General features: G+C 73.2%; 17 protein-coding genes. 9 read left to right on the plus strand and 8 right to left on the minus strand.

The genetic code is table 11. The annotated features are described in order from the left end of the window. Positions 1–295: 295 nt before the first annotated feature. The gene (locus ACSP97_RS16000) at positions 296–865 is read right to left on the minus strand and encodes a GNAT family N-acetyltransferase (protein ID WP_391870347.1); all 570 of its coding nucleotides are present in this window, start codon (positions 863–865) and stop codon (positions 296–298) included. A gap of 125 nt (positions 866–990) precedes the next feature. After that, the gene (locus ACSP97_RS16005) at positions 991–1869 is read right to left on the minus strand and encodes a universal stress protein (protein ID WP_355321871.1); all 879 of its coding nucleotides are present in this window, start codon (positions 1867–1869) and stop codon (positions 991–993) included. A gap of 161 nt (positions 1870–2030) precedes the next feature. Here ACSP97_RS16005 and ACSP97_RS16010 point away from each other — a divergent pair, with 161 nt between their 5' ends. The 3 genes from ACSP97_RS16010 (at position 2031) to ACSP97_RS16020 (ending at position 8026) form a co-directional block, all read left to right on the plus strand. Then, a complete protein-coding gene (locus tag ACSP97_RS16010; protein WP_355321869.1) occupies positions 2031–2459 on the plus strand; it encodes a hypothetical protein in 429 nt (142 codons plus the stop codon). 436 nt (positions 2460–2895) lie between these two features. Beyond that, the gene (locus ACSP97_RS16015; protein ID WP_355321867.1) at positions 2896–3258 is read left to right on the plus strand and encodes a Pepco domain-containing protein; all 363 of its coding nucleotides are present in this window, start codon (positions 2896–2898) and stop codon (positions 3256–3258) included. 16 nt (positions 3259–3274) lie between these two features. Next, complete coding sequence (locus ACSP97_RS16020) at positions 3275–8026, plus strand: wHTH domain-containing protein (protein WP_440558021.1); 4752 nt, start codon at positions 3275–3277, stop codon at positions 8024–8026. A 3-nt stretch (positions 8027–8029) separates the two neighbouring features. Here ACSP97_RS16020 and ACSP97_RS16025 read toward each other — a convergent pair whose 3' ends face one another. Next, positions 8030–8671: a hypothetical protein gene (locus ACSP97_RS16025; protein WP_388294405.1), complete on the minus strand. Its 642-nt coding sequence runs from the start codon at positions 8669–8671 to the stop codon at positions 8030–8032. Between the two features lie 296 nt (positions 8672–8967). Between ACSP97_RS16025 and ACSP97_RS16030 the strand changes: the two genes are divergently transcribed. Next, positions 8968–11493, plus strand: coding sequence for an amino acid permease (locus tag ACSP97_RS16030; protein WP_440558023.1), 2526 nt, complete (start codon positions 8968–8970; stop codon positions 11491–11493). On the opposite strand, the gene ACSP97_RS16035 is transcribed toward ACSP97_RS16030, so the two are convergent. Further along, positions 11456–12661 (minus strand): MFS transporter, encoded by a 1206-nt coding sequence (locus ACSP97_RS16035; protein WP_355321859.1) that lies wholly within the window; start codon positions 12659–12661, stop codon positions 11456–11458. The genes ACSP97_RS16030 and ACSP97_RS16035 overlap by 38 nt on opposite strands. Before the next feature lie 83 nt (positions 12662–12744). On the opposite strand from ACSP97_RS16035, the gene ACSP97_RS16040 reads away from it, so the two are divergent. The 3 genes from ACSP97_RS16040 (at position 12745) to ACSP97_RS16050 (ending at position 15182) form a co-directional block, all read left to right on the plus strand. Further along, positions 12745–13740, plus strand: coding sequence for an ArsR/SmtB family transcription factor (locus ACSP97_RS16040; protein ID WP_355147954.1), 996 nt, complete (start codon positions 12745–12747; stop codon positions 13738–13740). After that, positions 13737–14237, plus strand: coding sequence for a glutathione peroxidase (locus ACSP97_RS16045; RefSeq protein WP_070023818.1), 501 nt, complete (start codon positions 13737–13739; stop codon positions 14235–14237). Before ACSP97_RS16040 ends, ACSP97_RS16045 begins: the two co-directional genes overlap by 4 nt. Positions 14238–14327: 90 nt before the next feature. Then, positions 14328–15182 (plus strand): MerR family transcriptional regulator, encoded by an 855-nt coding sequence (locus tag ACSP97_RS16050; RefSeq protein WP_382075622.1) that lies wholly within the window; start codon positions 14328–14330, stop codon positions 15180–15182. 110 nt (positions 15183–15292) lie between these two features. On the opposite strand, the gene ACSP97_RS16055 is transcribed toward ACSP97_RS16050, so the two are convergent. From ACSP97_RS16055 to ACSP97_RS16065, 3 genes are all read right to left on the minus strand, one after another. Then, positions 15293–15484 (minus strand): DUF397 domain-containing protein, encoded by a 192-nt coding sequence (locus ACSP97_RS16055; protein WP_070023822.1) that lies wholly within the window; start codon positions 15482–15484, stop codon positions 15293–15295. Between the two features lie 190 nt (positions 15485–15674). Continuing rightward, positions 15675–16532: a helix-turn-helix domain-containing protein gene (locus ACSP97_RS16060; RefSeq protein ID WP_355147959.1), complete on the minus strand. Its 858-nt coding sequence runs from the start codon at positions 16530–16532 to the stop codon at positions 15675–15677. A 269-nt stretch (positions 16533–16801) separates the two neighbouring features. Beyond that, entirely contained in the window at positions 16802–17557 is a 756-nt protein-coding gene (locus ACSP97_RS16065; protein WP_180330606.1) for a GOLPH3/VPS74 family protein, read from the minus strand. A 181-nt stretch (positions 17558–17738) separates the two neighbouring features. Here ACSP97_RS16065 and ACSP97_RS16070 point away from each other — a divergent pair, with 181 nt between their 5' ends. Continuing rightward, positions 17739–20246 carry a D-alanyl-D-alanine carboxypeptidase gene (locus ACSP97_RS16070; protein WP_440558026.1) on the plus strand — a complete coding sequence of 836 codons (2508 nt, stop codon included), beginning with the start codon at positions 17739–17741 and terminating at the stop codon, positions 20244–20246. Positions 20247–20461: 215 nt separating this feature from the next. After that, positions 20462–22438, plus strand: coding sequence for an MFS transporter (locus tag ACSP97_RS16075; protein WP_440558028.1), 1977 nt, complete (start codon positions 20462–20464; stop codon positions 22436–22438). Between the two features lie 15 nt (positions 22439–22453). Here ACSP97_RS16075 and ACSP97_RS16080 read toward each other — a convergent pair whose 3' ends face one another. Then, positions 22454–23566 (minus strand): ADP-ribosylglycohydrolase family protein, encoded by a 1113-nt coding sequence (locus ACSP97_RS16080; RefSeq protein ID WP_355147965.1) that lies wholly within the window; start codon positions 23564–23566, stop codon positions 22454–22456. Positions 23567–23581: the final 15 nt, after the last annotated feature.

A 23581-nucleotide genomic window follows, 5' to 3' on the forward strand; every position in this document is an offset into this window, starting at 1 on the left:
GCACGTGGCGGTCCCGGGCCGTGGTCAAGTGCGCACCTGGGTCGTCGTCCTGATCGCCCATCGACGTTGGCTGTCGGCCCTCGGCGCAGCCATCGCCGAGGGCGCCGAGGGTGGTGGAGCAGCGGCATTCCCCGGCACCCGCCGTCAGACCCGGTCGCCACAATCCACCCATGCTGACAGCGACCAGCGGGGGGCCACGACTTGGTCCTTGAGCGGCAGGAGGAGGAGCGCGAGGCAGACGTTGACCGTGTCGCGGGAGAAGGTCCCGCACGCGCCCCTCGGCCGGATGCTCGACTCAGGTGCCCGGTGTCGTCGGGCGGGTGGATGCGCCGACGACGCCGTAGGCACGGTCGCCGAGGGTGAACTCTCCCAGCGGGGTCATGCCGAAGCCGTCCACGTGGACTTTCCACGATGCCCGGTTGGCCAGTTCGATGAAGGCGATCATCGCATCGGCTCGTCCTGAGGCTGTCCGAAGCGCCGCGGTGAACAGTCCCCGTGCCACGCCCTTCCCCCGGTAGGCACCGGCGACCACCACGGGTCCGTAGAGCAGGAAGGGGGTGTCACGGAGGGGGCGTCCCTGCCACTCCAGCGAGTCCTGCGCGGCCAGCAGTGCCTGGACGGGCGGGGGCGGGCTGGGCAGGTTCTCCGGGGAGGCCAGCCCGAGCAGGCCGGCCAGGTGTCCGTCGTCGTCCGCGACGAGCAGGCCGCCGTCCTCGGCCATCGACCGCAGGGTGTCGACGTCGAGACTCCCTTGTACAAAGCCCTGTGTCGCACGCTCCTGCTCCGTCAGCGCGTCATAGTGGTTCGCCGCGAAGAGTTCGGCCATGGCCGGGGCATCGGCCGCAACGGCACGTCGATAGTCCATGGCATCGATCCTGCCGGGTGCCATGCCCATTGCCACGCCCCTTGCGGGCCGTCACCGTGGCGGCACGTTGTCCACAGGGGTGTGGAAAACTTTGCGGGCCGCCACCCGGCGGACGGGCGTGGTGGTCACTCGCCGCCGCGGACCACGGCGACCGGGCAGTGCGCGTGCTGGAGCAGGGCCTGGCTGACCGAGCCGAGCAGCAGGCCGCTGAAGCCGCCGCGGCCGCGCGCGCCGGCCACGACCAGCTGCGCGTCGCGGCTCGCCTCGATCAGCGCCGGGCGGATCCGGGAGCGCACCAGGCGACGCTCCACCGCGACCCGGGGATAGCGCGTCCGCCACGGGGACAGGGTCTCGTCCAGCAGCCGCTGCTCCTCCTCGCGGAGCCGGTCGACGTCGACCACGATGCGCAGCTGGTCGTCCGGCCCCTCGGGGAACCTTTCGCTCCAGGCGTTCCACACGTGCAGGGCCAGCAGGTCCGCGCCGCGCACCGACGCCTCGGCGAAGGCGAACTCGACGGCGCGTTCGCCCGCCGGGGAGCCGTCCACCGCCAGCAGCACCGGACCGGTCGGATGCGGCCTGCCCCGCACCACCAGTACCGGGCAGCGGCCGTACGAGGCCAGATGTACGGCGGTGGAGCCGAGGAGCAGGCCGCCGAACGCGCCCAGCCCGCGGCTGCCCACCACGACGAGCGAGGCGGTACGGGACTCGATCTCCAGCACCACCACCGGCTCGCCGGCGGTGACCTCCCGGGTGATGTCGGTGTCCGGTGCGATCCGATGTGCCCGGAGTTCGGCCTCGACCAGTGTGCCGTCCACCAGTTCGCGCACCCCCGCCTCGGCCCGGTTCCAGGGCGGCCCACCGCGCGGGGGATGGATCGACGACCACCCGAAGGCGTGCACCAGCCGCAGCCCGACCCCGCTGAGCGCCGCCTCGTGCGCCGCCGTCTCGACCGCCTCCAGGCTGGACGGTGAACCGTCGACCCCCACGACGACCGGTTTCGCCATACCGCGCCTCCTCACCACGTCGGCCCGACCGCATGGCACCCGTCCATCGTCCGCCACCGGGCCGCGCGACGCAGCGGACCGAGCGCCGGGACCGAACACGGAAACGCGCACCTTCCTCGCGGAGCGTGTTTGCCGCCCGCGCGAGCGGCAACGCGAAGTCCATGAGCCAAGCGAACAGCGGCACCAATCGAGATTCCGCAAACGACCGGAGTACGTCCGCCAAGGCCCGGCAGGTCACGGCCAAGGTGACCGCCCCCGCGTCGCAGGCAGCGGACAAGGCGGCCGAGAAGTCCGGTGACGTGGCGGCAGCGGCCCGCGACGCGGGCGAGCGTACGGCCGAGGCGGGCAGCGCGGTGGTACGGGGCACGGCCGAGCGGGTCCAGGCGGGCCGCCAGGCCGTCGTCGCCGCCTCGGGGCAGGCCGCTACCCTCGCCCGGACGGCATGGACGGCGATCGCCCAGCGCAAGCTGCTCGCCGCCGGGGTGGGTGCGGGCCTGTCCGTGCTGGGTGCCACGTCGTACCTGGCGGGTCACCGTGCGGGGCGCCGCACGCACGGCCCGATCACCCGTCTGACCGGCGGGCGGATCTGAGGCGACACACCCGATCACCCGTCTGATCGGCGGCAGGATCCGAGGCGACACACCCGATCACCCGTCTGACCGGCGGTCGGATCCGAGGCGACACACCCGATCACCCGTCTGACCGGCGGTCGGATCCGAGGCGACACACCCGATCACCCGTCTGACCGGCGGTCGGATCCGAGGCGCGAGCCGCGGTCCGTCCGTCGCGTGGGTGTCCGGTCGTACGACGACGCGGGCGGCCGGCCGGTGGCGGACAAGTGCGGGCGGCCGGCCGGTGGCGGACAGGACAGGTGCGGGCGCGTGCGCACCCCTACCGGGACATGCGGGAAGCGAGTACGAAATCGTCGGCCGATCAAAGGAGTTGAGTACCAGTCAGTAGATGACAGCCGGGCGACCCGCTGCTCTATGATGTTGCGATTTCCATGGTCGAGACACAGGGGGAGCCATGTTCGAGTCGGCCGAGGCCGTCGGTGCCGAGCGGAACGCCGGTCTGGAGGGGCTCGACGTACTGGTGTCGCTCGACGGCCCCGAACCCGCCCCGGGCTCGGGCGACATGGGCATCTTCGGCAACCGGGGCGAGGACACCTCGGTCCGGCGGATCCCCACCACGGTCCTGCGCGAGAACCTCCAGCGCACGGTGGACGCCCTGCAAGAGGTGCTCGCCAACCTCACCGTGCCCGAAGACGGGATGCGGCTCCGGCAGGCACAGGTCTCCTTCGAGATCACCGCGACCGGGGGCATCGCCGTCGTGGGAACCTCGGCGCAGGTGGGCGCCAAGGGCGCGATCACGCTGACCTTCGGCTCCTGACCCTCCGGAGGGCGCGATGAACGGCTCGTACCGTGCCTTGCTGATCGGGGTACCGGCCTACCGCGACCCCGGCATCACCGATCTGCCCTTCGTCACGGACGACATGGCGGAACTCGCGGAGGCGCTGACCGCCGTCGGGTACCAGGTACAGGTGCACGACGTCGGCGAGACCGACCGGGAGAGCATCGACGACGCCGTCGAGGCGTTCTTCCAGAGCGCCGCCGAGGGCCAGACGCTGCTGCTCTACCTCAGCGGTCACGGAATCCACCACGGCGGCGAGGACTTCCTCGTCCCCAAGGGAGCGCGGCTGGCGTCCCACGACTTCCGCGGCAAGTGCCTCTCGCTCGACTTCAGCGACTACGTCGAACGCAGCCACGCGGGAGACGTGGTCGTGTTCGTCGACGCCTGCCGCGAGGGGGTCGACCAGGGCGCGATGTCGGTCGGCAACACCGTCGGCTGGTCCAACATGCGGGTCAGACGGGTCGGCGAGCGCCACTACTGCCATGTGTACGCCTGCTCGCCGGGGGAGCGCGCCCACTACACCCGTGCGGGCAACAGCACCTTCAGCATCTTCTCGCGTGCCCTCAGCACCGTGGTGGCGGACGAGGCGGGCCCGAGCACGCTGCGGGAACTCAAGGACCGGCTGCAGAGCGCGACCGACACGCTGACGGCCGAGCACGGGCTGTACCGCCAGCAGATCAGGGTGCGCACCGAGACGGAGACCGACGACTTCGTCGTCTTCGTCCGCCCCGACCGCACCGCCCACGGGGCCGCGGGCGAGCACGGCTGGGTGAAGGCGGCCCGCAAGCATCCGGCGTGGCACCAGGTCGGCGACGCCGACGGTGCCGAGGCCATGCACGCGGCAGCCATGGCCCTCGTCGCCAGGATCGCGCGGCAGTCGGCCCGGGACGAGGCCCTGCTGGCCGAGGACCCCTGGCGGCCGACCGGCTTCGCCGAGCGGATGGCCGGCGGGGTGGGCTGGCTGCTGACGAAGGTCCTCAACCCGGAGAAACTGGCCCTGTCCCCGGCCGAGGCCGTCCTGCTGGTCACCGTGCCCTATCTCTACGTGGCCTGCGCGAACCGCGCCGCGGTGCGGGCGCTGGAGGTCCAACCGACGAATCTCGGCCACGTCACCTGCCCGAGCGCGGCCCGCGCGAGCTACGAGCAGTTCTTCCACAACCGGCAGCGGCTGACGCGCCGCGCCGTCCTCGCGGCCCGGCCGCCCCGCGGGGACGATCACGCGGCCGGCATCGCCTGGTGGCTGTTCCGCCGCTGGCTGACCCGCAAGCCCGGCGGATTCGAGGACGAACTCCTGAACAGCCTGATCGGCCCGGTGGAGAGCCTGCTGGAGGACGTCCAGGCCGACGACGACCGCGCGTTGATCACCGAGCTGTTCGAGCTGGACACCCTGCCGATGCTGCTGCGCTCGCTGCGCACCTCCTTCGACACCACCACCATCCGGCCCAGGCGCCAGCTGGCCGGCGGCGCCGAGGTGGAACAGCAGGTCCGGGAGCAGCTGCTGGTCGTCCTGCTGACGGTGGCGCACCATCTGGCGATCGACCCGATCCTGCTGCCGGACGTCGTCGTGGAACACCTGGGCATCAGCTACTCGGTGGACATGGAGCAGCTCCACCGGACCCTCAGGTCGGCACGCTGGCACCAGCACGGCCGCACCCGGGTGCTCGACGCGGACTGCCACCATCCGGCGATCGGCCTGGCCCTGCGCCAGCAGGCCGCCGCCCTGGACGCGCTGCTCGGCGCGGTCGACATCCAGGCCGGCGGCGAACCCCAGCTGGAGCCGCTCCAGGACCTGCCCGCGCACGCCACCGCCGACCAGGTGCGGCCGGCCGTCGACGCCGCGGGCAAGCCCGCGTACGAGTCGACCGATCTGCGCTTCCGGCTCGCCGACGACCGCATCCAGGAACTGCTCATGGGCGAGCAGCTGTACGGCGATCCCGCGCTGGCGGTCCGGGAGCTGTACCAGAACGCGCTGGACGCCTGCCGCTACCGGCAGGCCCGCACCGCGTACCTGCGGCGGTGCCACCCCGAGCTGCCCGACTGGTCGGGACGCATCACCTTCCGACAGGACGTCGACGACAGCGGGCGCGCGTACATCGAGTGCACGGACAACGGCATCGGGATGGGCGAACGCGAGCTGCGGGAGGTCTTCTCGCACGCCGGCATGAGCTTCGCCGACCTCCCCGAGTACCTCGACGAACGCGCCGAGTGGCGCAAGGCGGACATCGAGATCCATCCCAACAGCCGGTTCGGCATCGGCGTGCTCAGCTACTTCATGATCGCCGACGACATCTCGGTGATCACCTGCCGCATGGACCGCGAGGGCCACCCCGGCCGGCGCCTCCAGGTGGACATCGCCGGTCCCGGTTCCCTCTTCCGCATCCGGGACCTGGGACGGGGGCACGAGGCGCAGACGACCGTACGCCTGTACCTCCGCCCGTCCGCCAAGGTGCCGTCGTGCACCGATCTGCTGCGGCGGCTGCTGTGGATCTCCGAGTACTCGGTGGTCGCCGAGGACGCGAAGAACCGGTTCGAGTGGGAGCCGGACGTGTTGTCGCCGGTTGCGCCGCTGGGCGGCGCCGACCCGCACGACGGCAACGCGTCGCGCTTTGCCGACACGGTGGTCGACGCCGCGAGCCGCCCGGACGTGTGGTGGACGAACACCGATGGCGGTGTCCTCGCGGACGGTGTGTGGATCGGTGTTCCGCTGTTCGGAGCCGTGGTCAACCTCACCGGGGAGCAGACGCCGAAGCTGACCGTCGACCGCAGACGCGCGTTGAGCGATGTCTCGGCTCATGTCACGCGCCGCCTGACGGAGGAGATCCCGGCGCTGCTGCGGCCGAACTCCCCGGTCTTCGGCCATGACTGGTTGTCGGAACTCGTAGGCCACCATCCCGCGCTGGCGGACACGATCGCCGAGGCGGCGGTGGCCTGCCGTTACGCCCCCTGGGAGACGGGCGGGCACGAGCTGGACATCACCGCGGTGGGGTGCTTCCCGCCCGACCCGCAGATCATGTCCGGCGCCATCTGGACGGATCACACCGTCGCGAACGTGCCGCGTTCCGTCGTCGGATGGCGGGTCGGGGCCTGGGCCGCGGCGGGGGCGTTCGCGGGGGTGACGCCCACGGCCCCGGAGCCGGTGGTGCGCGCGAGGCCCACGGACGCCGGTCTGCTGAGGGTCTCGGACACCTCGGAGGGCCCCGCACGCTTCGCCAGCGCGCGCTACTCGGCGGGGTGGCTCGAGCCCGAGGCAGCCGTGCCCCTCGGGCATGTGCTGGAGTTCGCGCGCGTCGTGGGGTGCCGTCCGCGCGAGGCGGCGGACAGGCTCGTGGAACTCGGCCTCCGGCTGCCGGCCGGTGCCGTGCTGCCCGACGACGTCCTGACTTCCGATCTGCTCATCCTCAGCCGCGATGTCGACGGGGAGCCTCCGTGGCTGGGCGCCGACCCGGTTCCCCTGGGGCATGTGGTGGCGGTGGCCGAGCGGACGAAGCGCCGCCCCGCCCAGGTGGCGGCCAGGCTCACGGAACTCGGGCTGCGGCTCGCCGACGCAGGCGCGCTGCCCGAGACCGCCGAACCCGGTGACTCCCAACTCCTCGACGAGCGGCAGTTCCCGGGGAGGCCGCCGTGGCTGGGTCCGGGCGACCAGGTGCCCCTGGGCCGTGTGCTGTCCGTGGCGCAGAGATGGGGGCGCCGGCCCGCGGACGTGGTGGCCAGGCTCACGGAATGGGGACTGCGCCTTCAGGACGGGGCCGTGCCGCCCGCGTTCGTGGAGCCGGAGGACCTGGTCATCCTGCGCCGAGGCGGCACCCAGAAAGCTCCCAGGTGGTGGAGCGGCGACAGGCCGGTGCCCCTGGCACACGTGCTCGTGGTCGCCCACACCCTCGGGTGGGAACCGCCGAAGGTGGCGGACAGGCTGGTGCGGCTCGGCCTGCGTCTGCACGAGGGTGCCGTGGTGCCCGAGGCCGTGGACCCCGGAGATTTCGGCCTGCTCGACGCCGATGGCTCCACCCGGGCGAGGGAATGGATGAGTCTCACCGAGCCGGTTCCGCCGGGGCATGTGCTGGCGGTGGCCGAGCGGACGAGACGTCGCCCCGCACAGGTCGTGGCCAGGCTCGCAGAACTCGGACTGCGCCTCCTCGACGGCGTCACGCTGCCCGAGGACATCGGGGCCGACGACCTCCTGATCCTCAGCAGCAGGCTCGACCGGGACCCGCCGTGGTTCGACGGGACCGAACCGGTGCCGTTGGGGCATGTGCTGGCGGCGGCGGAGCGGACCAAGCGTCGTCCCGCGGACGTGGTCGCCCGGCTCGCGGAGTTCGGGCTGCGCCTCGCCGAGGGGACGGTGCTGCCCGAGCCCGTCGGAGTGGACGATGCGGCCATCCTCAGCGAGGACATCGACCGGGTGGCGCCCTGGCTTGACGACGCCGAACCGGTGCCGTTGAGCCATGTGCTCAACGCGGCCGCCCAGTTGCGGCGTCGGCCGGCGGAGGTGGCGTCCCGGTTCGAGGCACTGGGCCTGCGCCTGGCGGACGGCGCGGACCGGCTCGCCAAGATCGAGTACGAGGATCTGCGGATGCTCGACGACTACGAGAACGGGTACCAGTGGCTGGACGAGGAGCCGTCGGTCGACCTGTACCGCGTCTTCCAGACCGCCGTCCTCGGCGAACGCCCCCTTGCCGAGGTCGCCCACCGGTTCCGCGAGCTCGGGCTCCCCTTGGCCGGGGACGCGGTCTACGCCCGCGACCAGTGACCGTCAGTACCGCTCCGCCTTCGCCACCACCGCCGTCAGCCGTGGCTCCGGGGGCTGGTGGCTGATGGCGTAGGGGTGGACCGTCTGGCCGGCGCGGACGTTCTCGGCGCCGACGTAGCGGGTTTCCACGACCTTGCCCCGGGCGTCGCGGAAGTCGATCTGGACGGCGAAGTTCGCGGTGCGGTCCGAGGAGTTGTGGATGTTGACGTGGGCGGCCTGGAGGTCGCCGACCTGGGAGCGGGGGATGCCGCTGAGGGAGACGTCGGAGGCGGCGTTGCCCCGGCCCCGCACCTTCGCCAGCCGCTGGTGGGCTTGCTGGTTCGCCTGTTCGGTCCGGGCGGCGACGGAGGCCTCGAACTCGTCGGCCCGCGCCGACGCGGAGGCGGCCGCGGCCGAGGCCGACGCGCGGGCCGAGGCGATGGCGGAGGAGGCGGCCGAGGACAGCGGGGAGGGCGGGGTGCCCGTGAAGGACTCGGTGGCGGGGGCCGTCGGGCGGGGGGTGAAGGTCGCGCCGCCGCCCTGGTTGTTGTTGCCGCCGCCACAGGCCGCCAGCGTCAGGGTGCCCGCGGTGGCCAGTACCGCCGCGGCAGCGCTCGCGCCCCGGTACCGCAGCCGTCGTCCGCCCCTCGGCACGCCGCTACCCATGGCATCCGTTCCCTTCCGCCAACCCGTCGGTGTCCGGTTGATCCGTGATCGCCTCACTATCGGCAGGTTCATGCTGCCCCAGGTGGTCCGCTCCCGCGACCGGGACGGGGAGGGCGGGGGACCGGACGGGGACGGTGCCGCTCCGCTGTATTTGCACCCCCGTCGGCCCCGCGTTGGAATCGAATGTGAGGCTTTTCGGGAGCGGTGCCGTGTCCGGGAGCCGGCCCGCTCCGGGGTCCGAGGCCGGACGGAAGGGGCTGCGCGGAAACTCCCTGGGGTTGTTCTCCTCGGTCGCCATGGCGCTGGCATCGACGGGACCGGCGTACAGCCTCGCGGCCACGCTGGGGATCATCGTGGCGGGGGTCGGATTGCAGGCGCCGGTCGTGACCATGCTGGCGTTCGTGCCGATGCTGCTGATCGCGTACGCCTTCCGGGAGCTGAACGCGGGCAACGCGGACTGCGGCACCACCTTCACCTGGGCGACCAGGGCCTTCGGACCGCGCACCGGGTGGATGGGCGGATGGGGGCTGATCGTCGCCAACATCATCGTCATGGCGAACCTCGCCACGGTCGCCGGTGCCTACGGGTACCGGCTGGTGGGCCTGCGTGAACTCGGCGCGAGCCGGCTGTGGGTCACCGTCGCCGGGATCGTGTGGATCGGTGTGCTCACCGGGATCTGCTACGTCGGCATCCATGTCTCGGCCGTCGTACAGCGCTGGCTGCTGTGCCTGGAGGTCGCCGTGCTGCTGCTGTTCGCCGTCGCCGCGCTGGTGCGGGTGTACGGCGATCCGCCGCCGACCGCGATCCATGTCTCCGCCTCCTGGTTCAACCCCTTCGAGGTGCCCTCCGCCCAGGCCCTGACCTCGGGGCTGCTCGCGGGCGTCTTCATCTACTGGGGCTGGGACACCGCCGTGTCGGTCAACGAGGAGACCGTGGACAGCACCCGCGTCCCCGGGCGCGCCGCGGTCCTGTCCCCCGTGCTGCTGCTGGTCCTGTACGGGCTGGTCGCCACCTCGGCGCAGGCGTTCGCGGGTGTCGGCCCCACCGGCATCGGGCTCGGCAACGGCGACCGTTCGGACGATGTGTTCTCGGGGCTCGGCGAGGCCGTGTTCGGCAGCCACGACGCGGGGCTGCTGCTGGCACGGCTGCTGATCCTGATGGTGCTGACCTCGGCACTGGCCTCCGCCCTGACCACCATCCTGCCGTTGGCCAGGACCGTCTTCTCGATGGCGGTGCACAAGGCGGTGCCGGCCCGGTTCGCGCGGGTGCACCGCCGGTTCCTCACCCCGACCTGGGCCACGCTCGGCATGGGCGCCGCCTCCGTCGCGCTGCTGGTGCTGCTGACGTCGTTCAGCCACCACGTGCTCGCCGACACGGTCGACTCGGTGGGCCTCGCGATCGCCTTCCAGTACGGGCTGACCGGCTTCGCCTGCCTCTGGCACCACCGCAAGGTCCTCACCCGCAGCCCCCGGGACCTGATCTGCAAGGGCCTGATGCCGGGGCTCGGCGGGCTGTTCATGACCGTGCTGTTCGTGTACACCGCCTTCGTCGTCTACGCCCGGCCGGGGTACGGCGCCGGCACCGTCGACCTGCCGCTGATCGGGCCGACCGGCGGGGTGGCCGTCCTCGGGCTCGGCGCGCTGCTGGTCGGCTTCCTGCTGCTGCCGGTGGTCACCCGGGGCCACAGCACCGCCCTCAAGCTCCAGCGCAGCCTGCTGCCGGGCAGGCTGCCGCCGCAGACGGCCTGTGAGACGGCGAGCCGCTATCTGCCCGCCGACAGCGGTTCGGGGGTGGGCGGCGACTGGTACGACGTGATCCCGCTGTCCGGCGCCCGGGTGGGCCTGGTCGCCGGGGACGTGCTGGGACACGGGCTGCCCGCCGCCGCCACCATGGGCCGGCTGCGCACCGGCCTGCGGGTCCTCGCCCGGCTCGACCTGGCCCCGGACGAGGTCCTCACCCGGCTGGACGACCTCGCCGAGCAGACCGCGCAGGAACGCGCCCCCGCGCCGGGGCACGTCCCGGGCCGCACCCCGCCGCCCGCCGACGAGTCCATGGTGACCTGCCTGTACGCGGTGTACGACCCGGTCTCCGGCTGGTGCAGCATGGCGCGGGCGGGCGGTCCGCCGCCGGTGGCGGTGGACGGGGACACGGGTGTGGCCCGGGGCCTCGACGTGCCGCCGGGGCCACCGCTCGGCGTCGGCGGCCTGCCGTACCGGACCACCGAGCTGCGGCTCGCCCCGGGCACCCTGCTGGCCCTGTTCACCGGCGGCCTGCTCCAGGCGGCCGACGGGCAGGAGGCGGGGGTACGGCGGCTCGCCGACGTCCTCGCCGACCGGCGGGCGCCGCTGGACCAGCTGTGCGAACGGGCGGTGGGCGCCCTGCTGCCGGGGGCGGTGGACGAGGACGCGACGCTGCTCCTGGCCCGCACCCGGCTGCTCGACCGCACCCGGCTCGCCCAGTGGGAGCCCGCCGCCGATCCCGCCGCGGTCGCCGCGCTGCGCGGCAGCGTCGGCAAGCAGCTGGACGACTGGGGCCTGGCCGAGCTGGCGTTCACCACCGAGGTCATCGTCAGCGAACTCGTCACCAACGCCATCCGCTACGTCGGCGGCCCCATCCAGGTGCGCCTGATCCGCGACCGCACCCTGACCTGCGAGGTCTTCGACACCGGGCGCACCACCCCGAATCTGCGGCACGCGGCGAGCGACGACGAAGGGGGCCGGGGCCTGTACATCATCGCCCAGATGACCCACCGCTGGGGCACCCGCTACACGCCCACCGGCAAGGTCATCTGGGCCGAGCAGTCGCTGCCGCCGCCCGCATAGGCACGTCCGCGGGGATACGGCGGCCCGCCGCGGCCAGCGCCAGCGTCACGCACACCGAGCCCGCCGCCATCACCGCCATCCCGGTGGCGGGCGAGGTCAGCTGCGCCACCGCGCCGGCCAGGGCCGCGCTCACGCCCTGCATGGTCAGCATCCCGGAGGAGTGCAGTCCGAGCGCCTGCCCGGCGAGTTCCCCGGGGGTCCGCTCCATCAGCAGCTCCTGCTGCACGAGGCTCGCGCCGAAGCCGACGGAGGCGATGGTCACGCACACCGCCGCGACCGGCAGCGCGGGGTGCGCGCCGAACGCCAGGTACGGCACGGCGAGGACGAGCAGCAGCGGCGTGGCGAGCCCGCGCCGCACCCGGGGCGGCAGCAGCCGGCCCACCGTCACGTCCCCGGCGAACATCCCGAACGCCCCGCAGGCGAACAGGGTGCCGGCGGCGTGCGGGGCGTACGACACGTACAGGGACTCGCAGCCGACCACCAGGCCGTTGGGGATCCACAGGCCCAGATAGGTGAGGCGGCGCGCGGGCGACGACCACAGCTCGGCGTTGGCGCGCCAGGTGGCCGCGGCGGACGGGCGGCCCGCGGTGCGCGGCGGGCGGGCGGACAGGCCGAGGCGCTGGACGGCCGCCGACGCCAGGTAGAGGGCCGCCGACAGGAGGAGGCACACGCGGGGCGGCAGCGCGGCCAGCAGCGCGCCGCCGGTGGCGAACCCGGCGATCTGCATCAGGCCGCTCATCATGTTGAACAGCGAACGCCCGGGCAGATAGCCGTCCTTGGTGAGGATCTCGTTGAGGAGACCCCAGCGGACCCCGCCGCCCAGCGACGCCACCAGGCCCAGCACCAGCAGCATCGCGAAGAGCGCGCCGACCGGCAGTCCGGGCAGCGCCTGGAGCGCCGTACCGGCCGCGAAGACCAGCGCGATCGCGGACAGGGCCGTACGCGGCGGCAGCCGGTCGGCACCGGACAACAGGACGGTGGCACCGAGGACCTGGGCGAGCGAGGGCCCGAACATGCTCACCGCCGACAGCAGCGGGGAGCCGGTGGCCCGGTAGACGAGGGTGCCGAGGGCGAGCCCGCCGACGGTCTGGGCGGCCGTCTGCGCGGCCGTGCCGAGGAAGAGCGCGGTGAACTCCGGGGTGCGGAACAGGGATCTGTAGCTGGGCATACAGGGAGTCTCGGGCGGGCGGGCGCGGGCCGGTTAATGTTTCGCGGCAGCGCGAAAGGCCGACGACAGGGACCGGGGGGACCGTGGGCTGGTGGCAACTCAACGCGGACACGCTCGCGCGCAGTAGGTTCGTCATCTCGCCGCTCGCCGAGACGTTCGCGCGGCTGAAGCTGCTGCACGCGAACGACGCGGCGCATCCCGGGGAGCGGGAGTGGCTGCGCGAGCACCTGCCCGGCTACCGCGCCCTGCTGGCGGCCGAGCCGGTGACGGGCCGGCTGGTGCGGGCGGGGCTGGGCCGGGAGTGGATCGCCGACTTCCTGACGCCGACGCCGCGCGCGGGCGAGGAGTTCGCGCGCGAGGTGGCCCGGGTGCGTTCGGTCGCGCCGGAGCTGGCCCGGGCGCATCTGCGGACCGCCCTCGCCGGGCCGCTGCCCGCCGCGCTGGACCGCGACGACCTGCCCGAGCGGGCGGCCGCGCTGCTGGAGTGGGTGTGGGAGGAGACCGTACGGCCGTACTGGGCGCGGCAGCGGCGGGTGCTGGAGGCGGATGTGGTGACGCGGACGGCGCGGGCCGGCCGGGCCGGCTGGGCGAGCGTGCTGGACTCGCTGCGGCCCGGGCGCACCCGGTGGCTCGGGCAGAACCGGTTCCAGATCAACCGGCACGAGTACCCGCCCCGCGAGATATCCGGCGCCGAGATGGTCTTCGTGCCGGTGACCCCGCAGCGGCACGGCTGGGTGTCCTGGGACGACGGCGAGCGGTACGCGGTGATCTACCCCTGCTCCGGGGTGCTCGCCGGCACCGGCGACCGGGCCGTCCCGGCGGGTCTCGGCGCGCTCCTCGGCCCGGCCCGCGCGGGCGTCCTGGTGCTCCTCGACTCCCCGCTGACCACCACCCAGCTGACGGCGGTGACCGGGCAGGGGCTGGGCTCGGTGGGCCGCCATCTGAAGGTGCTGCGGGAGGCGGGGCTGGTGACGCGGCAGCGGGCCGGGCGGGCGGTGCTGTACGGCCGCACGGCGGCGGGGGACGTCCTGGTGGACGCCGCCACTTCGGGCGCCGGGCGCATACCATCACGCCCATGACGACTGCTGACCACACCGTGCTCGATGTCGAGATCGGCGCCCTCACCGGCGGCGCCGCGAACCTGCCGCAGTACGCGGGCAAGGCCGTGCTGATCGTGAACGTGGCCTCCAAGTGCGGCCTGACCCCGCAGTACACGGGCCTGGAGAAGCTCCAGGAGCGGTACGCCGAACGCGGTTTCACCGTGCTCGGCGTGCCGTGCAACCAGTTCCTCGGGCAGGAGCCCGGCACGGCCGAGGAGATCGCCGAGTTCTGCTCGGCGACGTACGGCGTGACCTTCCCGCTCACCGAGAAGGTGGAGGTGAACGGCGAGGGCCGGCACCCGCTGTACCAGCGCCTCGTCGGCTTCGCGGACGCCGAGGGCCACAGCGGGGACATCCGCTGGAACTTCGAGAAGTTCCTGATCGGCCGGGACGGCGAGGTCGTCGCCCGGTTCTCGCCGCAGACCGAGCCGGAGTCGGCGGAGGTCGTCGCCGCGATCGAGGCGCAGCTCGGCTGACCGCCGCTCCTTGACCTTGCCCCTGGGGCAGGGCGGAGCGTCCCTGTCGCCGGGCGGGAAGGAACCCGCCCGGCGACGGAGGATGACACGGTGCACGAGGAACCGCTCACCATCGGTGCGTTCGCCGCGCGGGCCCGGCTGTCGGCCAAGGCCCTGCGGCTGTACGACCGGCTCGGTCTGCTCGCCCCGGCGTACGTCGACGAGGCGAGCGGTTACCGCTACTACCGCGCCGACCAGGTCGAACGCGCCCGTCTGGTCGCCCTGTTGCGGCAGCTGGACATGCCGCTGGCCCGGATCGCCGAGGTGATCGGGGCCGAGGGCGCCGAGGCGGCCGGGCTGCTGGCCGCCTACTGGGCGGACGTGGAGTCCCGGGTGGCCGGGCAGCGGACCCTCGTCGAGTACCTCCGTGGACGGCTGTCGGGGAGGAGCTCCGAGATGTACGGGAAGTTCGCGGTCGAGACGGTGGACGTGCCGGCGCGGGTGGTGATCACCGAGACGCGGCACACGCTGGCGGACGAGCTGCCGGCGTGGATCGGCGCGTCGCTGGGCCGGCTGGAGGCGGCCGCCCGGGAGTGCGGGGGTGCCGCCGGGGCGCCGTTCGTCGTCTACCACGCCGAGGTGTCGATGGAGAGCGACGGGCCCGCCGAGGCCTGTGTGCCGGTGGCCGACGAGGCGGCGGCGCGGGCCTGGGCGGAGCGGCAGGGCCGGGCCCGGGAGACCCGGGTGCGGGTGGAGCCGGCGGCCCGGCTGGCGTACACCCGGATCACCAAGGCGCAGGTGGCGCATCCGCAGATCCTCGCCGCGTTCGAGGCGGTCGAGGAGTGGATGGCCCGGGAGGGCCTGGAGATGGCCGGCCCCTGCCGCGAGGTCTACTTCGCGGACTGGGTGGCGGCGGGACCCGAGGACCCGGTGTGCGACGTGGCGTTCCCGGTGCGGGCCCGCTGAGCCGGGGCACCGGCGAGCCCTCTCGGCAAGGACGGCGACTGGTCGAGAGGGCTCTTGGGTGGTGCATGTGCGGTTGTGGTGCTCGGCGGCGAGGGTCAGGGGCGAGCCCCTTACGCCTTCACCGAGGCCACGAAGGCGTTCCACGCGTCGGCGGGGAAGGCCAGGACCGGGCCCTCGGTGACCTTGGAGTCGCGGACGGCGAGCTCGGCCGTGGCGGGCGACTTGACCTCCACGCAGGCGCCGTTGCCCGCGGAGTAGGAGGACTTCATCCACGTCTCGGAAGCGCCCTGAATCAATGCCATGTCCACTCCTGTGTGCGAGTTTGCGGTAGTGCGGTTCGCGCCAACCGCGATGACGGATTGGCGTGATCGACGCTACCGGGCAACTCCGGTGACCGGAGGGGCCGTTCACTCGACCGGATGGCATATTCCAGGGCTTCCTTCCGCACGGGCGCACTGACCGTGTAGGATCACGCGCCCTCCATGGCGGGGCCTACTGCGCGTACTCCTTCGCCATCCTGTCGATGAGCTGCCGGGACGCCTCCACGTTGAGGGACTGCGCCCGCAGGTGCTCGTACATCACGGCGTACTTCTGCACGTCCTGCGCCTTCTCCAGGTAGAGGTCGCTGGTGACGCCCTCCAGGTAGACCACGCTGGAGTCGGCCGTGTCGGTGAACTCGAGGATGGCGTACTGGCCGTTGAGGCCCGGGTGGGCGCCCACCTCGAACGGCAGCACCTGCACGGTGACATGGGGCAGGTCCGCCAGTTCCAGCAGCCGCTCCAGCTGCTCGCGCATCACCAGCCGGCTGCCGACGACCCGGTGCAGCGCCGCCTCGTCCAGCACCACCCACAGGCGCAGCGGGTTGGCGGGGTCCTTGATCCGGTCCTGGCGGCGCATGCGCACCCGGACGCGCTTCTCGATCTCCGCGGTCGACGTCTCCGGCAGCGCGCCGCGCACCAGCGCCTCGGCGTAGGCCGGGGTCTGCAACAGGCCGGTCACGATCTGGGGTTCGTAGACCCGCAGCGACTCGGCGTCGGTCTCCAGGCCGATGTAGACGCTGTACGGGATGTCCCCGAAGGTGTGCCACCAGCCCTGCTGCCGGGAGTCCCGGGCCATCTCCATCAGCGAGTCGACGATCCGCTGGTCCTCGACCTCGTAGACCCCGCACAGATCGCGCACGTCGCGCTGGCTGATGCTGCGGCGGCCGTTCTCCAGGCGGCTGATCTTCGACTGCGACACGAGCAGGCGCTCGGCGACCTCCTCGGCCGTCATGCCCTTCTGCTCGCGCAGTCTGCGCAGCTCCTGGCCCAGCCGGCGCCGCCTGACGGTGGGATTGACATTGGACGCCACAGGACGTGCACCTCCGGCTGCTGCCTGTACTGACACTTTCCGTATCTGCTGCTGAGCAGATTGCCACCAACCCGCTTGTCACCGCTGGGAAATGCTGGAGATGCGGCACGTATACGCGTCGGTTCGGGCGTCAGTTCGCGAGGTGAGCCGGAGGGACCGCGCCGGGGACGGGATTGCGGCCGGGCGGGGTGGCGGGACCACAGGGGTCCCGCCACCCCGCCCGGACCGGCGGCTCCCGAACCGGGTTCGCGGGCGCGGGCGTTACGGCCTCAGTGCGCCACGGCGCGCGCCATGGATCCGTGGCGCGGCTGCATCGGCACCCCGTGCGCGGGTTCGGGCGCGGAGCGGGCACCGGGCGCGGCCGGCCGGCCCGGTGCGGCCGGGCCGCGGCGCGGCGGCGCGGCCGCGCCGTTCTGCACGTCCATCACGGCGTGCGCGACGAGCCCGCCCATCGGGTCGTGCCGGATCAGGTCCCGCAGCCGGGAGCGGGACGATCGGCCCTCGTTCCCCGGGTACAGGTGCTTGCCCAGCCCGACGGCGTGTGCCAGGGCGGCGAGCGCCGCGGTCCGCGGGTCCGGCGGTACGCCGGTGCGGATCGCGGAGTCCAGCCGGGCACGGATCTCCCGGCTGATGGCGGTGTCGGTCGCCTGGTACCGCGTCGTCGGCAGCACCCCGCACATCTGGCCGGGCACGGCGGCGACCATGCCGCACCGCTCCAGGTGCGAGAGGTACGTCTGACGCAGCCCCAGCCGGGGTCCGCCGATCCAGTGGACGGCGCGTACCGGAGCGCCGCGCCTTCGCAGCAACTCCAACGCGCAGTCCAGAGTTGGATCTCCTGTGGGCCGTGGCACCACCACGGCGATACGATCCCCGTCTGGGGCTATCCGTCCGGCCAGCGCCAGCTCCACTAGCTGTGCACCGGCCAGACCGAGGTCGAGCGACTGCGGCTGCGCAGTGGTACCCGTGGCCGGGTCCAGTGCCAGCAGCAGAAGCTCCTCCGGAAGTGTTCTGCGGCTCCTGCCCATCCATGCCTCCCCGCGTGGATGAATGACAGGGTGACCCCTCTCACATTGGTCTGTCGAGGGTGCGTGACCGGTTCGTGAGGGAACCGGTAGGTATGTCGTTCTCGTCTACCACAGGGGCCAAGCCCTCACACAGGACACTGGTACATGGTTCGGACAGGGCGCGCGCGTGGGCGTGCGGCGCATGGAGGAGGCATCGGTGGCGGGCGAGTCCCCCGACAGGTCGAAGCAGCGTCAGTCGTCGGCAGGAGCGACGTCGGGGAGCGCGGGTTCGGTTCCGGAGGCGCGTGATCCGCGCCTCGCGGTCGCCCGGGAAGCCGGGGAAAAGGATTCCTCGAACGGCAGCGCGGACACCGCGACGAAGGTCCTCTCGGTCCGCGCCGCCGAGCCGCTCGAAGAGGACACCGCGCTGAACCGCGCGGTGTCCTCGTGGGTCCGGGACGCGGACGGGGCCGGGGAGGACGCGGGCGCGAAGGACGCGGCGGAGGCGGAAGGGTCCGGGAAGGACGCGAAGGGAGCCGTGGCGGACGCGGAGGGGTCAGGGAAGGGCGCCGACGGGTCCGGGGAAGCGGAGGGTACGGCGGAGGCGGACGCCGAGGCCGAGGGCGACGACGCGGAGGCGGACGCCGGCCCGAAGGGTGCGGCGGCTTCGAGTGCCGGGGATCCGGAGGACGCTGACGCCGCGTCGGAGCAGGACGCGGGCGACGAGTCCGGCGCGGAGGCCGAGGCCGGGCCCGAGGCGGAGTCCGAGGCCCCGAAGGGCACGGCGGACGCGCAGGACGCGAAGGACGCCGCCAAGGACGCCAAGGACGCGAAGACCGGCGGCGGTCAGGAGGCCGAGCACGGCGACGGGAAGGCGGCCGAGGCCGAGGCGGGCCCTGCCGAGGCCGAGGACGACGACGCGGACGTGAAGGCGAGCACCGAGTCCGACACCGGCGCGAAGGCCGGCACCGCGAAGGCCGGCCCGGACGCCGACGCCGCCTCCGACGCCGAGGACGCCGCAACGGGCGACACCAAGGACGACGACGCGGACCCCGACGACGAGGAGGACCGGCCCGCCGAGGCCCCCGCCGGCAAGACCGAGGGCGACGACGCCGCCGACGGCGGCAAGGAGCCCCGGAAGCCGGCGGCGGACGGTGCGGACGCGAAGAAGGCCGAGACCGCCGCCGCGGGCGTCGACCAGCCGACCACCGTCTTCAAGGCCGTCAAGCCGAAGCCGGACCAGGTCGACCAGCCCACCACCATGCTCAAGGTCGGCGGCAAGGACCGGCCCGCCGAGTCCGACGCCGAGCGCACCAGCAAGTTCGTCGCGCTGAAGGACGACGTCAAGGCGAAGCCGAAGCCCGCCGCCGACGAGAAGACCACCGCCGTCCCCCAGGTCGGCCCCGAGCGCACCACCCAGCAGCCGCTGCCCCCGAAGCCGCCGCTGGACCTCCTCGCCGAGCTGACCAACACGCCGCCGCCCCCGGAGACCCCGGTCCGCACCCTCGTGCGCAGGGTCAAGATCTGGACCCCGCTGGTCCTGCTCCTGGTGATCGTCTTCGCGGTCGTACAGGCCCTGCGCCCGCTCCCGTCCCCCACCCTCGCGCTCACCGGGAAGGACAGCTACACCTTCGACGGCGGCCGGGTGAACCTGCCGTGGCCGAACGAGGGCGAGGGCTGGATGGACGTCGACGGCCTCGGCACCATGGGCGACTTCGGCAAGCAGACGCCCGTCGCCATCGGCTCGGTCGCCAAGACCATGACGGCGTACATCATCCTGCGCGACCACCCGCTCAAGCCGGGCCAGGAGGGCCCGAAGATCAAGGTGGACGCGACGGCGGAGAAGGAGGGCGGCTACAACAAGAGCGGCGAGTCCACCCTCAACACCGTCAAGGCCGGTGACCACCTCACCGAGAAGCAGGCCCTGTCGGCCGTCATGATCCCCTCCGCCAACAACATCGCCCGGCTGCTGGCCCGCTGGGACGCGGGCTCGGAGGCGGCGTTCGTGAAGAAGATGAACGCCACCGCCAAGGAACTGGGGATGACCGGTACGACGTACACCGACCCCTCGGGCCTGAAGGAGACCACCGTCTCCACCGCCCACGACCAGGTGCGGCTCGGCCGCGCGGTGGTCAAGCAGCCGGCCCTGGTCGCCATCACCAGCGCCGCCAGCTGGACCGACCCGACCGGCCACAACTGGCCGAACTACAACTCGCTGCCCTACTGGGTCGGCGCGATCGGCATCAAGACCGGCACCACCACCGCGGCCGGCGGCAACCTGCTGTTCGCCGCCCGCAAAACGGTCGGCGGGCAGACGGTCACCGTCGTCGGCGCGATCCTCGGCCAGCACAAGCCCTCGATCCTGGACACGGTCAACGAGGTCAGCAAGACGGCGCTGCTCGGCGCCGAGCACGCGCTGACCTCGGCGCAGATCCTGAAGAAGGGCGACGTGGTCGGCTACGTGGACGACCGGCTCGGCGGCCACACCCCGATCGTGGTCACGCGGGACGTCACCGCGGTCGGCTGGTCCGGTCTGAAGGTGAACCTGTCCTTCAGCTCCGGCACCGTTCCGCACACGGCGAAGGCCGGCACCGAGGTCGGCACGCTCACCGTGGGCGACGGCACGACGGCCGGGGTGAAGGTCCCGGTGGCCCTCGCCCGGGACCTGACCGAGCCCGGCTTCGGCGCGAAGCTCACCCGCCTGGGCTGAGCGCACCACCGCACACCACCGCACCACCCACAGCCCGCCCACGCACCCCGTCACGGCGCCCCACCCGGGAGCCCCGTGGCGGGGTGCGTGCTAGCGTCACGAATCGGGGCAGGTCGCCGGTTCCCGGGACAGGGCCGCGAACTGGACGAGAAGCGGCCGGGGACACCGAAGGAAACGGCCGAGAACAGAAGACGGGACACGGGGAGTGCCTTCAGGTGGCCACTGCGGAGCCGACACGCGCCGACGACGCCGAACCGGGCCCGGGATCCGGCCCACGAATACGCCTGTCCACGCCCGACGCGGACACCGGCGCGCACAGACCTGACCGCGCGCAGGACCGCGCCGGAGCGGACGGCGACACGGGCCCCGGCACGGGCGCGGGCACCGGCACGGGCAAGGACGGCAGTACGGGCGCGGACGGCGGCGCCGGAGCGCCCTCGGACCCCACCACCCGGTTGGGGAGCGCCCTCGCGCGCCTCCTCGCGCCCCTGGACCCGCTGCGCGTCCGCATGCTGCGCCACCCCGTCCTGTGGGTCACCGCGCTCGCGGGCGTCCTGCACATCGTCTGGTTCTTCACGTTCGCGAACAGCGGCGGCGATCTCGCGGCGCAGGACGCCTGGGCGGAGTTCGTCGGCCGGCACCCGGACTCGGCGTACAACCTCGCCTGGTACGGGGGCATGCACCCGGTGTCGTACAGCGTGGTGTCGCCGTATCTGATGGCCGTCCTCGGCGTCCGTACGACGATGATGATCGCCGGAACGGTGTCCGCGGGCCTGCTGACGCTGATCCTGATCCGCAGCCGGGCGGTGAAGAACCCGCTGTGGGCCTCGCTCGCCGGGGTCTTCGCGCTGCTGTGCAACGCGATGTCGGGCCGGGTGACGTTCGGGCTCGGCACGATGATCGCGCTCGGCGCGGTGGCGGCCGTGTTCTGCTGGCCGTACCGGTGGCGGCACAAACGCTGGGCGAAGGCCGCGGTGGCCGCCCCGCTGGCCGGCCTGTCCACCATGGCCTCGCCGGTCTCCGGGCTGTTCGTCGGCCTGGTCGCGGTCGCGCTGTTCCTCCAGAAGCGGCGGCCGGGCGCGTGGGCGCTGGGGCTCGCGCCCGCCGCGGTGGTGGCCGCGTCGTACTTCCTCTTTCCCTTCTCCGGCACCCAGCCGATGACCGTCGGCTCGGTGAGCCTGCCGCTGCTGTACGGCCTGCTGTGCCTGTTCCTGGTGCCGAGGAGGTGGGTCACCGTCCGGCTGACGGCGGCCGTCTACAGCGTCTCGGTCGTGGCGGTGTGGGTGGTCAGCTCGCAGATCGGCTCGAACATCTCGCGGCTGCCGATGCTGTTCGCGGGTGCGACGCTGATCGCGGCGCTGCCGTTCACGGTGCCGAGGTCGCGCAAGTGGTACGCGACCGTGGTGGCGTTCCTCGGCTTCGTCGGCTGGATCGGCTACAAGTCGGTGGACGACATGGTCCACACGACCCCGGCCGCGTCCTGGGCGCACGAGCTGGCCCCGCTGGTCAACCAGCTCCAGAAGGTCGGCGCCGAGCGGGGCCGCGTCGAGGTGGTCCCGGCGCGCTCGCACCGCGAGGCCTCCGCGCTCGCGCCGTACGTCAACCTGGCGCGCGGCTGGAACCGGCAGGCCGACATGGAGCGCAACCCGCTCTTCTACGACGACACGCTGAACTCGGCGAACTACCACGAGTGGCTCCAGCGGTGGGCCGTGCACTTCGTGGTGCTGCCCCGGGACAACCCGGACGGCGACGGCGGCGAGCGCGAGCGGGAGCTGCTGCGGCGCGGGATGCCGTATCTGACGCAGATCTGGGGGGACGCCAACTGGCAGCTGTTCCGGGTGACCGACCCGACGCCGCTGGCCGAGCCGCACGCGGTGGTGGACCGGGCCGAGCAGGGCGAGATGACGCTGGAGGTGCGCGAGGCCGGGCGGATCCTGATCCGGATCCCCTACTCGCCCTGGCTCAGCGTGGTCGACGCCCACGGCAAGAGCCTGAAGGCCCCGCAGGCGGTCCCCTCGGCGCCGGGCACGGAGAAGAAGTACCGCAACGTCAACGGCTGTCTGATGGAGACGCCCGAGGACGCCAACGGCGACAAGTGGACCATGCTGGTCGCCCCGCACGCGGGCACGTACCGCCTGGCGGCCCCGTACCAGCTGCCGCGCGGCACGCCGTGCCCCGACGCCCTGAAGTGACGCGCGCCGCCGGGGCTATCGCGGATACCGCGCGAGCCACCCCGGCGACGACCCGGCCGGCCCGTGCAGGGCGGGGCCCTGGGTCATCTCCATGGCGAAGTCGTCGGCGAGTTCGAGGAGGGTGGGGCGGCCCTCCAGTTCGACGAGCCAGGCCGGCGGCAGGGCGGTCTCGCCGTGCAGGGCGCCGAGGAGGCCGCCGGTGAGGGCGCCGGCCGCGGCGGAGGGGCCGCTCTGGTTGACCGCCAGGCACAGGCCGTGCCGTACGTCCTCGCCGACCAGGGCGCAGTAGACGGCGGCCGCGAGCAGCCCGTCCGCGGTGCCCTCGCCGGTCAGCTCCTCCACCCGCGCCGGATTGGGCATGCCCTGCCGCACCGTGCCGAGCGCGTGCTGGAGGGCGTCGGAGACGGGCTGGTGGCCGGGGCGGACGGCGAGCAGGGCGAGGGCCTGCTGGACGGCGCCGTCCAGGCTCTCGCCACGGGCGAGACCGTGCACGATCACGGCGTACGCGCCCGCGGCCAGGCAGGCGACGGGGTGGCCGTGGGTCTGCGCCGCGCACTCCACGGCGAGCTGGACGACGAGTTGGGGCTCCCAGCCGACCAGCAGCCCGAAGGGCGCCGAGCGGGCCACGGCCTCCGGCCCCTGCGCCCCAGGGTTCTTGGGCCGCTCCAGCGTGCCCATCCGGTCGTCGCCGAAGCCGATGAGCAGCGGCCGGGTCGGCCCGCGGCGGGCGTACAGCCACTCCTCGCGCGCCAGCCAGCCGTCCTCCTCGCGGCGCTCGTCGGGGCCCCAGTCCCGCTGGGTGGCGGCCCAGCGCAGATACGCGCGGTGCAGATCGGTCGGCGGGTGCCAGGCGCCGGTGTCGCGGCGCACCTGGGCCCGGATCAGCCCGTCCACGGTGAACAGGGTCAGCTGGGTGTGATGCGTGACCGTACCGCGCCGGCCGCGCCCCACGGCGAGGTCGAGCAGGCCCTTGGGACCGTGCGCGGCGCGGATCTCCTCCAGCGTGCGCGTGTCGACGGGTCCGCCCAGCGCGTCGCCCAGCGCGGCGCCCAGCAGGGTGCCGCGCACCCGGCTGCGGAAGTCCTGCTGCTCGGCTCGGCCCCAGACGGCACCGGTCGTCGTAGCCACCCAGACCCTCCTCCG

Origin of the sequence: Streptomyces sp. SCPE 10 (assembly GCF_051980735.1) — a bacterium.
Lineage (GTDB): Bacteria > Actinomycetota > Actinomycetes > Streptomycetales > Streptomycetaceae > Streptomyces > Streptomyces misionensis.